The 14,943-nt window shown below is 32.8% G+C and carries 12 protein-coding genes; 3 read left to right on the top strand and 9 right to left on the bottom strand.

The features are described 5' to 3' along the window. Nucleotides 1-9: 9 nt before the first annotated feature. The 9 genes from DNC80_RS05990 to DNC80_RS05950 form a co-directional block, all read right to left on the bottom strand. Complete coding sequence (locus DNC80_RS05990) at nt 10-510, bottom strand: hypothetical protein (RefSeq protein WP_182650073.1); 501 nt, start codon at nt 508-510, stop codon at nt 10-12. Between the two features lie 103 nt (nt 511-613). Next, nucleotides 614-931 carry a hypothetical protein gene (locus tag DNC80_RS05985; RefSeq protein ID WP_182650071.1) on the bottom strand — a complete coding sequence of 106 codons (318 nt, stop codon included), beginning with the start codon at nt 929-931 and terminating at the stop codon, nt 614-616. Nucleotides 932-1,074: 143 nt separating this feature from the next. Beyond that, on the bottom strand, nt 1,075-2,895 hold the full coding sequence (locus DNC80_RS05980) for a hypothetical protein (protein ID WP_182650069.1): 1,821 nt from the start codon (nt 2,893-2,895) through the stop codon (nt 1,075-1,077). Between the two features lie 96 nt (nt 2,896-2,991). Further along, nucleotides 2,992-4,191 (bottom strand): AI-2E family transporter, encoded by a 1,200-nt coding sequence (locus DNC80_RS05975; protein WP_182650067.1) that lies wholly within the window; start codon nt 4,189-4,191, stop codon nt 2,992-2,994. A 153-nt stretch (nt 4,192-4,344) separates the two neighbouring features. Next, on the bottom strand, nt 4,345-4,881 hold the full coding sequence (locus tag DNC80_RS05970; protein ID WP_220485207.1) for a mechanosensitive ion channel domain-containing protein: 537 nt from the start codon (nt 4,879-4,881) through the stop codon (nt 4,345-4,347). 5 nt (nt 4,882-4,886) lie between these two features. Beyond that, nucleotides 4,887-5,468, bottom strand: coding sequence for a Maf-like protein (locus DNC80_RS05965; RefSeq protein WP_182650066.1), 582 nt, complete (start codon nt 5,466-5,468; stop codon nt 4,887-4,889). Then, nucleotides 5,461-6,381, bottom strand: coding sequence for a geranylgeranylglycerol-phosphate geranylgeranyltransferase (locus tag DNC80_RS05960; protein WP_182650064.1), 921 nt, complete (start codon nt 6,379-6,381; stop codon nt 5,461-5,463). Before DNC80_RS05960 ends, DNC80_RS05965 begins: the two co-directional genes overlap by 8 nt. 70 nt (nt 6,382-6,451) lie before the next feature. Next, entirely contained in the window at nt 6,452-6,979 is a 528-nt protein-coding gene (locus tag DNC80_RS05955; protein WP_182650062.1) for an HAD family hydrolase, read from the bottom strand. Then, nucleotides 6,963-7,733 (bottom strand): Rossmann-like and DUF2520 domain-containing protein, encoded by a 771-nt coding sequence (locus tag DNC80_RS05950; protein WP_182650060.1) that lies wholly within the window; start codon nt 7,731-7,733, stop codon nt 6,963-6,965. Before DNC80_RS05950 ends, DNC80_RS05955 begins: the two co-directional genes overlap by 17 nt. A gap of 198 nt (nt 7,734-7,931) precedes the next feature. On the opposite strand from DNC80_RS05950, the gene ccsA reads away from it, so the two are divergent. The 3 genes from ccsA to DNC80_RS05935 all read left to right on the top strand — a co-directional run. Next, nucleotides 7,932-11,153 (top strand): cytochrome c biogenesis protein CcsA, encoded by a 3,222-nt coding sequence (gene ccsA / locus DNC80_RS05945; RefSeq protein ID WP_182650058.1) that lies wholly within the window; start codon nt 7,932-7,934, stop codon nt 11,151-11,153. Nucleotides 11,154-11,463: 310 nt separating this feature from the next. Continuing rightward, nucleotides 11,464-11,934: a T9SS type A sorting domain-containing protein gene (locus DNC80_RS05940; RefSeq protein WP_182650056.1), complete on the top strand. Its 471-nt coding sequence runs from the start codon at nt 11,464-11,466 to the stop codon at nt 11,932-11,934. 344 nt (nt 11,935-12,278) lie between these two features. Then, the coding region (locus tag DNC80_RS05935) for a hypothetical protein (protein ID WP_182650081.1) at nt 12,279-14,943 on the top strand (2,665 nt) is incomplete at its 3' end.

Raw genomic sequence — 14,943 nt, 5'->3', positions numbered from 1 at the left:
ATTTATAATTTAATTTTTAGCTTTTCCATGACCATTATTTCCTTTGTCTTTTTTATTGTTTTCGTGATTTCCTTGTTCGCTTTTGTAATTTTTATTGGCTTTAAATGAACTTGAATTATTCACTTTGTAAACTCCAATATTTTTTTGAGGTTTACCTTTGTACCCTTTATAATATTTTGTTTTGTGTGTTTTAAAATTAGCGTAAGGAGTTTTACCACGATAATCATTGAACACTACCTTGTATCCATTATATAAGTTATAGCTTCGATATTGATTGGGTAGATTTCTAGATCTGATCCATCCACTATTACCTAAAAAAATAAATTCTGTTGCTCTAACGTCATAATAAGCTTCAATATCTGGTAAATAATAATAGTCTACTGCTGAATATCCTGATGGTCCCCAAGCTGGAGGTGAACCGATATTTACATTTACAGATACTTGTGCTTCTATGGAAAAGGAACACGTCATAAAAAGTATTCCAATTAGTATTGTTTGAATGGTTTTCATAATTTAAAATTTATTTAATTGTTTTAGTAATATAATGTAGGTATAATGGAAAAAAAAAGAGGAAACGCATTTACGTTTCCTCTTCAAATCATTAAAATTTGCTTTACAAAAGCAATATAAGTAAAAGAATAATTATAATAATAGCTCCTACAGATAAATAGACACCATTCCCCGTAGATTTTAATTCTGTTTTTATAGCTCGAACTTCTTTTCTTAGCTCTTTTTTTTCTGCTCGACTCATTTCTGATTTGTCCATTGCTTTTATTTCATCAAGACGATTCAATAAAACTTTAACTTCTGCAGGAACTTCTTTTGGAGTAGAATAAATTGTAGTTGGATTTTTTTCAGCGGCAAATACTTGTGTTGGTAGCACACTTAATGACAACACCATCATCATTAAGTAGAAGGTAACTTTTTTCATTATTATTGGTTTTAGAAGTGATTATTAAGATAACAAATATAAAGTATTAAGACACAGTTGATTTACATAATTTGAAATATAAATTGTATAATTCACACTCGATTTTTGATGTTAATTTATTTTTTTTGTTTGTTGATTTTCAATTATTTATACTGTACAGTTCTTGGTTTTGCTAAATCAAAATCCTGCAATCTAAAATCAGTTGTTTCGACTGCATTTGTTTTAAAAATTGAACTCCCATTGCCAGGTATTGTTGGGTAATAGGATAATGAAATTTGGAAAGAACTAAAAACAAGGTAATCGTTATTGATAATGAATCCAATACTCAACTTGGAATAAGCTTTGCTTTCTAAAAAGCTTTTTGAGCTGTTACCTAGCCCTGCAATTGAGTAGTTGATAAATGGATTCAAGCGAAATCCCCAAAGATTCCAAGGGGAGTATCCTTGAGTTTGTAGTGTTAAGATAGCCTTTTGAGTTCCATAGGCTGCCATAGTAAAACCACTAAGCCCGTAATTTTCATTTATTGATAATTGATCACCGTAGGCATTAGCTCTTTTAGAACCAATTATTACCTGAGGTTTTACAAATTGTCTGATTTTCCACTTACCAATTGTCATTAAGTTAGTAAAATAGTTGGCTTCAAAAGTAAATGCAGTTTGCATCGTATTTGAGTTTTCTAAAAATGTTCCAAATTCAAAATTGGTACTCAAAAAGCCCCATTTATAAAAGTTACCAAAAGACGCACGAGAACCCAGATACATACGTCTAGCATTATTTTTGTATTGATATCCACCTGTTAATGCATAGATTCTACCAATAGGTATATCCTCAATTATACCATATTGAAATATGTATCGATCTCGAACGAAGGTACGTGACGAAATTCCTACTCCAATTAAGGCCAGTTTTTCATTAGAATAAAAATCTTCGGGATCATATACCGCTGTAGGACTTTCTGAATATTTTAAATTCATAAATCGGCTCGTTACAACAAGATTTGTAGTTCGGTCACCAACCGAGTTCCCTTTAAATAGCTTGAAAGCGCGCCCTAGCCATAAGTCATGTGTATTGTATTTAAAATTTTGAAATTCAAAAACAGCATTCAAGTCAGGAAGAGAATCTTTTCTAAACTGTTGATCTAGATAAATTCCGCCTGCCCATTTTGTCAAAGGGGAATAAAAAGGCCGTTCAATATTTATACTTTTGCCATAATAACCGTCTAAATCTATTTGATACCTTACTTTAGTGTTTATGAAAGTATTTTTAATATTAGGAATACTATACGACACATCATAAGCAGTTTTTGAATCACTAAATTGATTTTTGATCTTATTTTCAAATTGATGTCCTGACCCTAAAAAATTACGTTCATTAATTTCAATATTCATTTTTGAACTTGAAAGTGATCCTTTTGGAATAATACTCCAGGAATCTAAAATGCGAATAGAAATGTCAACGGAATCAGGGCTATTGGCAATGCTTTGCGGAGCCACATCTACGCGGTTTACGTATCGTTGCGAGCGAATCAATCGTTCAGATTCTCTTACAAGTAAAGAATCAAAAGGTTTGTTTTTTTTAATTAAAAGTAAATTTAAAATGGCTAACCTATTGGTTTTTAAATGGATTTTATTACCGGTTCGCTCAGCCCAATTTTTTGGTTTTTTTGAAGTGTCAACATCAGAGTATCCAAATGGATCTAAGGTTACAATGTTTATTTTTCGAATAATTTTACCTTCGTAATCGGAATATTGTTTCTGTACTTGTTTAGTGCTTCTGCTTTTTATAACAGAAGATCTAAAGATTAGTTTGTGCATTACCTGTGTAAACTTGGTCTTTTTAGAAAAGTTTTTAATGTTGGAATAGATGGCAGTACTATCCTTTGCAGTTGTTTTTTTTTGTGCAAAAGTCAACTGTGCTGCACAAAGAATAAGCAAGAATAGTAAAGTTTTTTTTGGGGTACTCATTTTATAAAAATCAAGGGTATAGTTGACAGACTGAAATAACTACCCCTCAATCAATGATGGGGTAGGCATAGGATATAGAAACTAAAACTTATTGATCTATTCTTTAGTTTTTGAGGGGTCAATTTCAGTTGTAGTTTCTGTAAACATTGGAAGTTGAACCTCTGTGATTATAACATTGGGTTTTGACTCTTCCTCTGAATCAAAAAGGGGTAATTTTATGTTACGCCACGTGTATGTTTTGGGTAAATGATCACCCATAAGGTAACCCCAAGGCTCTAGTGTGTCTATTCTGTCGAAAATTACTTTCAAAACAGCCAATATAGGCAGTGCAAGAAACATTCCAGAAACCCCTGCTATGGCACCACCAATAATGATGGCAATAATAGATATAAATGCATTGATTTCAACTTTTGAACTTACAATTAACGGTACCAAAATATTGTTATCAATAAGCTGAACAACTACAGTAACTGCGATAACACCAACTATTATAGATAAATCAGGTGTGCCTGTTAAAGTGGCCACGATACTTAAAACACCCGCAAAAAGAATTCCTATGTAGGGGATTAAGTTTAAAATTCCGGTCATCACTCCTAATAATATGGCATATTTAACACCTATTAACATCAATCCAATTGTAGTCATTGTGGCTACTAATATCATTTCTATAATTAACCCCACGATATAACTGTTTATAGCAATACGTATGTTGGTCAATATATCTTTTAGTTTATGATGGTGTTCTTTATCAACAAGTTTTGATAAAAACATCAAAAAGTGGGTTCGGTATAATAATATTAAAAAAGTGTAAATAGGTATTAGGGTTAAATTTACAAGAGTATCTGTAAATGACATCAATGTTGTGCCCAAAATCTCTTTTCCTTTTTCTAATGAATCTTCGGTTGCAGTATCAATATACTGTTTTTGTTCTCTAGAACTTACATGAAACGTATCTCTAATGAAACCTTGAATATTAGAAAGATGGATGTTTATGTTTTTCTCAATCTTATCAAAATCTTCAGCAAAATCACTTATTTGATAGGATAAAAAAACAAAAAGTCCAATGAAGAACAAGATGAATAAAATGACTACAATCATTACTGCTAAGACGTTGGGAAACCTAAGTTTTAATTTTAAAAATTGAGCAATTGGATATAATAAGATCGCAAACAAAAACGACATTATAATGGGAACAATTATATTTTGCCCTATGTAAAATATAAAAATCAGGGCAATTAAACCCAATGTGATAAAAGTAAGCTTTGCGTAAAAAGGAAATTTTAGTTCTTCATTCATATAGAAGTAGTTTGAGTTGTCTTACAAATATATAAGAACAAATTACAGTACAAAAATCAATAAAAAACCTTAACCAGTAATTACATCATTACATCAAATGATTACAATATTATCACATAATAAATTCTTGTTTCCCTTTACTATAAGAAACTATTAATCTGTAAATTCTTGATCAGCATATTTGTTTTTAATAATCGAAATCCCTTTTTGCAGTAACAAATTGTTTGGAAAAATGATTTTTTCACCTTCATCGGTCAATAAAAAAACATGAAATGCCCCTATGTCCTCAATCTCTGCTTGAATTGGAAAATCTTTATCATGAATTTTTATTACATCTCCTATTTTGAATGGAAATGAAAAAAATAAGATAATTCCAGAGGTAATATTGCTTAAAATAGACCATTGCGCAAACATGGCTACACCTACAACGGTAGTAAATGAAGATAACGCAATAATAATATCTTTGGGTTGTACTCCCCAAACAATAATCAACGCAATTACTACTAATATATTGATGAACAAATGAAGGTATTTGATCACTAAATTAGTTCTGTGCTCAATTGTTAAATTAGACTTTGCATATCTTCTCACAATTTTTGTTGTGACGTATCTTAAAAAAAAGAGTAATATACCTATAATTCCTGTAGCTATAATTTCTTTAGAATATTCGTTTACCAATTGAATTAACATAGGCTTTATAATTTTGAAAGGTACTCGTACACTTTATCTGTAGGCATTCCCATCACGTTAGCATAAGATCCTTCAATTCTTGAAACTCCTATAAAACCAATCCATTCTTGGATTCCGTAAGAACCAGCTTTATCATACGGTTTGTAATTTTCTAAATAATAGGCAATAGCTTCATCACTCAGATCAGTAAAAGTAACTTTTGTAACTTCATGAATTACCTCTATTTTTTTCGATGTTTTAAAACATACCGATGTAATTACTTCATGTGTCGCATTCGATAAGGATTTTAAAATTTCAAAAGCATTTTCTTTATCTTTTGGTTTACCCAAAGCTTTACCTTCATGCCAAACAATGGTGTCACTAGTTACTAAAAGTTCATTTTTATCCAATTCGTTTTCAAAAGCCGATGCTTTTAACACAGCTAAATAATCAGTTATTTCGTGCGCTTTTAATTCAGGTGGATAAACTTCTTCTATTTCTTTGAGTCGTATTTCAAAATCGAGATCTAAATCTTTAAAAAATTGTTGGCGTCTTGGCGAACCTGATGCCAAAATTATTTTGTAATCTTTCAGTTTGTTTTTAAGCATTGTACTTGATGTTTATTCGGATAATAGCTGATGATAAGATTCCAAAAAAGAGTATCCATTTGAGTACAACGCTCAAATTTTTAAAATCTTTTGTTGCGTTTGCAGTATATATTTTAACAATAAAAAATAATAAAGGCCCTACCACAAATAACAACAAATAAATAGTTACAAAATACAAATTTAATAAGTAACTGTTGATATAATATAATATGGCTGCAAGAGGAATAAAGCTAAGGGCAAAAACAGTTTTTGCGGCTCTAGACTTTCCTATTGCAATAGGCAGCGTGTACATACCTTGATTAAAATCACCATCATTATCCTCAATATCTTTGGCAATTTCTCTAATAAAATTAATCATAAAAGCAAAGACAGCGTAGTCAAGAAGTATTGAAAATAAAATACCCATTTGCTGTTTATTATCAGGTACGGTGGCAGGATATAAATCAAAAACACCTATAATTACAACACTAAAAGATAATAAAAGTGCTACAATTACATTGCCTATAAGTAACATTTGTTTCAAACTTGTTGCATAAAGGTAGAGCGTAGCTGCAATCAATACAAAAATTGAGGCAAAACCAGGTTTAGAAATTACATTTGAAAGATAAAAACCTATTCCTACACCCACAATTGTGAGTCCCACATATAAATTGTAAGCTTGAGATTCAGAAATGCTTTTTCCAACGGTCATTCTACTGGGTTTGTTGATGGCATCTGTACCTTGATCAAAAATATCATTTATCACATAGCCACCCGCTGCAATGCATACAGAAGATAAAACAAGCAAAAGGTATTGCCAATCTTGAAGTGCCAATGTTACATTTTCGAATTGAAAATATCCAAATCTAAAAACGAGTTGCATCAAAGCAAGCATGAAAAGATTCTGGTATCGAATGAGTTTTAGATAGTGCATAATTTTAATTTTAAAATCATTTTAAAACTAAATTGATTTTATGAAGTATGGGTATTAAAAATGTTTTTTACTAATCATGATTACCTTCAAAATGGGTATTCCATTTTCCTTGAGTTTTCATAACTTGTTCAATAACATCTCGTACAGCTCCTTTACCACCATGTTTATGAGATATATAGCCTGAAATGGTTTTTATTTCTGGACTCGCATCTTGCGGGCAGGTAGGCAAACCTACTAATTTCATGACATGATAATCCGGAATATCATCACCCATGTATAATACGTTTTCAGGTTTTATTTGGTACAAACCGGCATATTCATCAAAGGTTTCAACTTTATTAGGTGTGCCCAAATAAATATCGGTTATACCTAGATTTCGTAAGCGTACTCGAACACCTTCGTTACTTCCGCCAGAAATAATACACACCTTATATCCGCTTTCTACAGCCGCTTTCATGGCATATCCATCGCGAATGTTCATTGTTCTTAACATTTCACCTTCATTGGTCACAAAAACTGATCCGTCTGTAAGCACACCATCTACATCAAAAATAAATGTAGTGATATCATTCATTATTTCCTTATAACTTTTTGACATTTTCTTGTATAGATTGGGTTAGAATTTTATAAATGTTTAAATATTTTTTATGTGCCAAAAACGTTTCATGCGCTTCAATGGTTTTTTGGTCGTTCCTTTTTGCAGGCCCAGTTTGGGCTTCTTGTGGAGTTAAAATTTCAAGTTTTTGAACAGTTTCAAAAATTAACGGCTTCAAAATTTCAAAAGGAATTTGGTTGTCCTGACAAATTTCTTGGCTAATTTGGAACAAATGATTGGTAAAATTATTGGCAAATACGGCAGCAACATGCAATGCTCTTCGTTGTTCTGAATTGATTGCATACACTTTTTTAGAAATAGATTGTGCTATTTTAAGAAGGATATGATAATCTGGTGCGTTTTCACTTTCAAGACAAATAGGTATTTTAGAAAAGTCAACTTTTTTATTTTTTGTAAAAGTTTGTAAGGGATAAAAAACACCTTTTCTATTGTCTTCATGGATTGCGGTAAGTGGAATGCTACCTGATGTATGTACGACTAATCGGTTTTTAAAAGGGAGCTTTGCCGAAACTTCTTCGATAGCATCATCGGCCACACATATAATGTATACATCAGCCTCGGCAAGGGAATTAAAATCATCTGTAATTTGATTCCAAGACAGTAGGTGAGACAGTGCTGATTTTTGTCTTGTGTAGACTTGTATTAATTCAATTTCTTTGTTTTGTTCCTCAACTTGAAAAGCCTCAATTAAATGTTGAGCTACATTTCCAGAACCTATAATAACTACTTTATTCATCAGACAAAATTAGAAAAAAAAATATAAAAAAAAATCAATTGGAGATTACTGTAAAAATGTAACAGTTTGAAACCGAAAATAAATGTTTTTCTCTCTTAACACCACCTTAATTTTGATTTAATTAACAAATGTCAGCTAAAAGTACTCAACATTTTTAAGTACTTTTGTGGCAATTTTACAAAACATAATCTCCTAAAAATGGAAAAAAAAATAGTTTCTTTTTTGTTTTCTACACGTTTGATGGCTTTCTTGTTTATAGCATATGCAGTTGCTATGGGTACCGGAACTTTTATAGAAAGTAAATACAATACAGATACTGCAAAAATCTTGATTTACAATGCTTGGTGGTTTGAGGCCATTCATGTCTTTTTTGTGATTAATTTTATTGGTAACATCAAGCGATATCAATTATTAAAAAAAGAAAAGTGGGCTACCTTATTGCTCCATTTGTCGTTTATTTTCATCATTGTAGGTGCATTTGTAACGCGTTATATAAGTTATGAAGGAGTAATGCCGATTCGTGAAGGAGCTGCTGAAAATCAGATTTTTTCAGAAAAAACCTTTCTTACCGTCTTTGTTGATGGCGAATACAAAGGCGAAATGAGGCGCAGAGTTTTTGAGGAAAAAGTGCTTTTATCTCCTGCTACAAATAATGATTTTAGTATCACTGGAAAATTTGCCGATACCCCATTTGAAGTGGAATATGAAAACTTTATAATGGGTGCCAAAGAATATATAAAACCAGATCCAAAAGGAATTCTTTACTTAAAAATAGTAGAAGCTGGTGATGGTGGAAGACACGAACATTTCTTGAAAGAAGGAGAAGTTCAAAACATTCATAACGTTTTGTTTTCACTCAATAAATACACTGATGGCGCTATAAACATTACCACAAATGGTAAAGAATATACCATTCAAACTCCTTTTGAAGGTAACTTTATGCGTATGGCAGATAAGTTACAAGGTAAAGTTACCAAGGATAATGCACAACCCTTAATGATGCGTTCTTTATATAGCATAGGCGAAATGCGTTTTGTATTTCCTGATCCTGCCGTAAAAGGAATTGTAGACTATGAATCGAATAATGATTTTAAAGCCAAAACGCATGAAGATGCTATTACGTTTAAAATAAAAGCAGAAGGTCAGGAAAAAACAGTTACTCTTTTAGGTTCAAAAGGAAAAGTAGGGGAGTCCAAAACAGTTAAAATTGGAAAAATAGATTATTCTTTTTTCTACGGAAGCAAAGCCTATGTATTGCCTTTTAAAATCAAATTGAATGATTTTATTGCTCAAAAATACCCTGGAACTGAGAAAAGTTATTCTTCATTTGAAAGTAAAGTAACGGTTCAAGATAAAGAGCCATTTGATGCCCGAATTTATATGAATAATGTTTTAGATTATGAAGGGTATCGTTTTTTTCAATCGGGATTTGACCCTGATGAAAAAGGAACTATTTTATCCGTAAACCATGATTTTTGGGGTACTTTGTTAACGTACATCGGTTATTTTATGTTGTATTTTGCTATGATGGCTATTATGTTTACTAAATATTCAAGATTTGCTGATCTAAAAAGAAAATTGGATGTTGTGAAATCTAAAAAAGCAAAATTATTAGGGGTTTGCCTATTGTTTTTTAGTATGAGCGGCATGGCTCAAGAACACGACCATGCTGACCATGAAGGTCACGCACATACTGAAGCTCCAGCAAGTGAGGCAGCCGCTAGTGAAAAACCAGCACAACACAGCAGTCATTCTAAGAAAAAATTAAGCCAAGAGGAGTTAAAAGCGTTGATTACTAAATACAAAGTGTCTGAGGCTCATGCTGCTAAATTTGGTAGATTAGTGATTCAAGATGGTGGTGGAAGAATGAAACCAATCAACACTTTTTCATCAGAATTATTGCGAAAAGTAAGCCAGAGTGATTCTTATAATGATATGAATTCAGATCAAGTTTTCTTATCAATAACTCAGTATGCTAGTTATTGGATTGAGATTCCTATCATTCATTTAAGAAAAGGAAACGATAGTATAAGAAAAATAATTGGTGTTGATAGCAAAGCAAAGGTTGCACCGTTCATAGCATTTTTTGATGAAAAAGGGAATTACAAACTTTCTAAATACTTAGACGAGTCTTATAAAGCTGCTAATCCAAATCAATTTGAAAAAGATTTTATCGATACAGACAAAAGGGTAAATCTTATGGAATCTGCTTTGAGTGGTCGAATCCTTAAAATTTTCCCGATTCCAGAGGATAAAAACAATAAATGGGTTTCCTTTTTAGAATTGAATGAGGCTGGTTTTAAAGGTATGGAAGCAACTTATACCAAAAATGTGTTGCCATTGTATTTTGGTTCATTAGCAACTGCATCTACAACAGGAGATTTTAAGACTGCTGATGAATTAGTAGAAAGTATTACTGGTTTTCAAAAACGTTTTGGTAGTAAAGTAAGACCAAGTGAGGACAGAATCTCCTCAGAGATAATGTATAACAAATATGATATTTTTAGCAAATTAACCACTTGGTATATTTTAGCAGCTATTGCAATGTTGTTTTTTACCATTTTACAAATTTTCAAAGAACGTAAGTGGTTGCAATTTTCTGTAAATGGAATGCATATAATAATAGTTTTACTTTTTATTTTACATACAGTTGGGTTAATTGCAAGATGGTATATTTCTGGACATGCACCTTGGAGTAATGCTTATGAATCTATCATTTATATTGCATGGGCAACTATGTTTTTTGGATTGGCATTTGACCGAAAATCGAAACTTACTGTGGCTTCCTCAGCGTTTGTAACTGCAATGATTTTATTTGCAGCTAACTTGAACTGGATTGATCCCGAAATTGCCAACCTACAACCTGTTTTGAACTCGTATTGGTTAATGATTCACGTTGCGGTGATCGTAGGAAGTTATGGTCCATTAGCTTTAGGAATGATTTTAGGAGCTGTAGCATTATTGCTAATTATGTTTACGAATGAAAAGAATAAAGTAAAAATGGATTTAAACATTCAAGAAATTACTTATATCAATGAAATGGCTCTAACAATTGGACTTATCATGCTTACTATTGGTAACTTTTTAGGCGGACAATGGGCTAATGAAAGTTGGGGTAGGTATTGGGGTTGGGACCCAAAAGAAACTTGGGCTTTGATTACCATTATGGTTTATGCTTTTGTAATTCATGCTCGTTTTGTTCCTTCATTGCGTGGAAAATGGATTTTTAATCTAATGAGTATGTTTGCTTTTATCTCTACATTGTTTACGTATTATGGAGTGAATTTTCACTTAGTAGGATTACACTCGTATGCAAGTGGCGAAGCACATTCACTAAGTTGGATTTGGTATACAATTGGGGGCATTGCATTATTTGGTGCTTTATCCTATCCAAAATATAGAAAGTATTATAAGAAATAAATAGCAATGCTATTTATTGAAAAGGGTTTAACTTTAGTAGAGTTAAACCCTTTTTTTGTGCCGTATATCACCTTGAATCTTTATGTATTGTATTTTTTGGTTATTTCAAAATTGTACGTCTGGTGATAGGCTGCTAATAACCTTTCACTTTGTATCTAAAAAGAAAACTTTCGATTTTATATTGTGTTGTTAATCATGTATTTATAATATGTAATTATACACTTGTTAATACTTATTATTTCCGATTAAATGCAAATTTTATCGTTGAAATACATTTTATTTATGTAATATTGTATAAAATATTATATTTATGAGGTACTTACTTATATTATTTACGGTGACTTTTCAAGGTCAAGTTTTACATCATCAAATGATTTCTGCACAAGGTGCTTCCAAAAAATTAACAGATGGTATTTCAGTTTCACAAACGATTGGCCAAAACAGTAATGTTGGGACTTCAAGTTTTGATTATGTGATTCAGCAGGGATTTCAACAGAGTTTTTGGGGAAAGTATATTGCCTCAAATCCACCCGAGGAAATAAAATTTAATACGTATCCCAATCCATTTATTCAAACAATAAATTTCGAATTCTCAAAAATTGTTTCAGATGATATTGAAATAAATGTATTTGATATCAGTGGTAGGTTAGTTTTTAATCAAAGTAAAAAAGCAGAAAATTTCCTCTTGACTGTTTTGCTTCCGTTTTTATCAAGAGGAGAATACCTAGTTCGCTTAAATACTTCAACGTTTTCAGTATATACCAAAATCATAAAACTATGACAAAAAATTACGCTTCTTTATGTGAGTACTTAGCAACATTTTTCCGAATAATGAAAGTAAATTTTTTGTCTAAGTATGCTTTTATTTTTTTTCCGTTTGCTGCCGTGCAAAATTTTCCTTTACTCTTCTCCGAATTTTCGCAACAGTTTCTTCTTATTCAATGCAGAATTTTTAGAGTTTTAGCCAATAAGAATATTCAAAATAGCAATGTGAGTTATGTAATGCTTCCCATTGTGGTGGAACTTCCAAAAGTTCTATCGAAAACGTGTAGGCAATTCTAATTTTTTTTTAGAACAACTTCAATCTTATTTTTTTAAAATTTATCACATTTAATGAATCAAATTATGAAAAAAATTATTTTGCTCTTCATCTTTTTTCTTTGTGTAAAGGGTTTTGCACAAAGCAATGGAATTACCTATCAGGCCGTTATTTTGAAACCCACTAATAAAATTTCTTCAGTAACTAGTGAAAATCTGCCTGTAGCAAACAAAAACGTATGTATGCAATTCCAGTTTGTAGATGAGTTTTCAAAGATCGAATACCAGGAAGTTATTCAAACCATGACAGATCAATACGGGATGGTAAATCTTGTAATAGGTACAGGTGCTCGTAATGGTGGATATGCCTCATCTTTTGATAATATAGCATGGGTTGCTGCTCCAAAAAGATTGGTAGTGAGTATCAACATTTCGGGCGATTGTTCGTCATTTACTGAAATTAGCAATCAACCGTTTACTACTGTTCCGTTTGCTTATGCTGCAACAAATAGTACGAATGTAACAGGTGTTGTAGCTGTTGAAAATGGAGGTACGAATGCTACCACTATTTTAGGAGCAAAAACGACATTGGAACTTGATCAAGTTAATAATACATCGGATGCAGCAAAGCCAATTAGTGATGCTACGAAATCTGCACTCCAATTGAAAGAAGAGATTGCCAATAAAAGCACTAATTTTACTCAAGATGGAAGTTCAGACGTTAAGTTTCCAACTGTAAAAGCAGTTAAATCGTATGTGGATACAGGAATAAATACTCTATTTACAGCAACACAAACCGCTTTAGATTTAAAAGCGAATTTAGCTTCGCCAACATTTACAGGAACCGTTTCTGGAATTGACAAAACAATGGTTGGCTTAGCAAACGTTGATAATACTTCGGATGTAAACAAACCTGTTTCGTCTGCTGCGCAAACTGCCTTGGATTTAAAAGCACCATTGAACTCACCAACTTTCACAGGAACCGTTTTTGGAATTGATAAAACGATGGTTGGATTGTCAAATGTAGATAATACTAGTGATGCCATCAAGCCAGTTTCAGCTGCTGCTCAAACTGCTTTAGATTTAAAAGCGAATTTGGCTTCGCCAACTTTCACAGGAACCGTTTCAGGAATTGATAAAACAATGGTTGGCTTAGGCAATGTCGATAACACTAGCGATGCCAATAAACCTGTTTCTACGGCTGCTCAATCAGCTTTAGATTTAAAAGCAAATTTAGCTTCACCAACTTTTACAGGAACGGTTTCGGGAATTGATAAAACGATGGTTGGACTTGGAAATGTGGACAACACCAGCGATGTCAACAAACCTGTTTCGTCTGCTGCGCAAACTGCCTTGGATTTAAAAGCACCATTGAACTCACCAACTTTCACAGGAACGGTTTCAGGAATTGATAAAACGATGGTAGGATTGTCGAATGTGGACAATACCAGCGATGCGAATAAACCCGTTTCTACAGTAACTCAAACCGCTTTAGATTTAAAAGCAAATTTAGCTTCGCCGACTTTTACAGGAACTGTTTCGGGAATTGATAAAACGATGGTGGGCTTGGCAAACGTTGATGACACCAGCGATGTGAATAAACCTGTTTCAGCAGCTGCTCAAACCGCTTTTGATTTGAAAGCAAATTTAGCTTCGCCAACTTTTACAGGAACGGTTTCTGGAATTAATAAAACAATGGTTGGCTTAGCAAACGTTGATAATACTTCAGATGCAAACAAACCAGTTTCTACAGCAGCACAGTCAGCTTTAGATTTAAAAGCGAATTTGTCTTCACCAACTTTCACAGGGACGGTTTCAGGAATTGATAAAACGATGGTTGGACTTGGGAATTTGGACAACACCAGCGATGCGAATAAACCTGTTTCAGATGCTGCGCAAACCGCTTTAGATTTAAAAGCCAATTTAGCTTCACCAACTTTCACAGGAACCGTTTTTGGAATTGATAAAACGATGGTTGGATTATCAAATGTAGATAACACCAGCGATGCAAACAAACCAGTTTCTACAGCAATACAATCAGCTTTAGATTTGAAAGCAAATTTAGCTTCACCAACTTTTACAGGAACGGTTTCAGGAATTGATAAAACAATGGTTGGTCTTGGAAATGTTGACAACATCAGCGATGTAAACAAACCAGTGTCTACAGCAACACAATCAGCTTTAGATTTGAAAGCAAATTTGGCTTCACCAGCTTTCACAGGAACCGTTTCGGGAATTGATAAAACAATGGTTGGATTGTCGAATGTAGATAATACCAGCGATGTAAATAAACCAACTTCAGCAGCAACACAATCAGCTTTAGATTTAAAAGCGAATTTGGCTTCACCAACTTTCACAGGAACCGTTTCTGGAATTGATAAAACAATGGTGGGATTGTCGAATGTCGATAACACCAGCGATGCCAACAAACCCGTTTCTGCTGCTGCGCAAACTGCCTTGGATTTAAAAGCAAATTTGGCTTCACCAACTTTTACAGGAACGGTTTCGGGAATCGATAAAACAATGGTAGGATTATCGAATGTAGATAACACCAGCGATGCGAACAAACCAGTTTCTACAGCAACACAATCAGCTTTAGATTTAAAAGCAAATTTAGCTTCACCAACATTCACAGGAACGGTTTCAGGAATTGATAAAACGATGGTTGGATTGTCGAATGTGGACAACACCAGTGATGCCAATAAACCAACTTCAGCAGCAACACAATCAGCTTTAGATTTAAAGGCAAATT

Source organism: Flavobacterium sp. SOK18b (genome assembly GCF_014156605.1).
Classification (GTDB): Bacteria; Bacteroidota; Bacteroidia; order Flavobacteriales; family Flavobacteriaceae; genus Flavobacterium; species Flavobacterium tiangeerense.
Note: the sequence above shows the minus strand (reverse complement) of the source record. Positions and strands in the feature narration are given on the sequence as shown.

Excerpts from the sequence above, each read along its gene's own strand:
- DNC80_RS05990 (WP_182650073.1), bottom strand. The coding sequence starts at position 510 with ATGAAAACCATTCAAACAATACTAATTGGAATACTTTTTATGACGTGT.
- DNC80_RS05985 (WP_182650071.1), bottom strand. The coding sequence starts at position 931 with ATGAAAAAAGTTACCTTCTACTTAATGATGATGGTGTTGTCATTAAGT.
- DNC80_RS05980 (WP_182650069.1), bottom strand. The coding sequence starts at position 2,895 with ATGAGTACCCCAAAAAAAACTTTACTATTCTTGCTTATTCTTTGTGCA.
- DNC80_RS05975 (WP_182650067.1), bottom strand. The coding sequence starts at position 4,191 with ATGAATGAAGAACTAAAATTTCCTTTTTACGCAAAGCTTACTTTTATC.
- DNC80_RS05970 (WP_220485207.1), bottom strand. The coding sequence starts at position 4,881 with ATGTTAATTCAATTGGTAAACGAATATTCTAAAGAAATTATAGCTACA.
- DNC80_RS05965 (WP_182650066.1), bottom strand. The coding sequence starts at position 5,468 with ATGCTTAAAAACAAACTGAAAGATTACAAAATAATTTTGGCATCAGGT.
- DNC80_RS05960 (WP_182650064.1), bottom strand. The coding sequence starts at position 6,381 with ATGCACTATCTAAAACTCATTCGATACCAGAATCTTTTCATGCTTGCT.
- DNC80_RS05955 (WP_182650062.1), bottom strand. The coding sequence starts at position 6,979 with ATGTCAAAAAGTTATAAGGAAATAATGAATGATATCACTACATTTATT.
- DNC80_RS05950 (WP_182650060.1), bottom strand. The coding sequence starts at position 7,733 with ATGAATAAAGTAGTTATTATAGGTTCTGGAAATGTAGCTCAACATTTA.
- ccsA (WP_182650058.1), top strand. The coding sequence starts at position 7,932 with ATGGAAAAAAAAATAGTTTCTTTTTTGTTTTCTACACGTTTGATGGCT.
- DNC80_RS05940 (WP_182650056.1), top strand. The coding sequence starts at position 11,464 with ATGAGGTACTTACTTATATTATTTACGGTGACTTTTCAAGGTCAAGTT.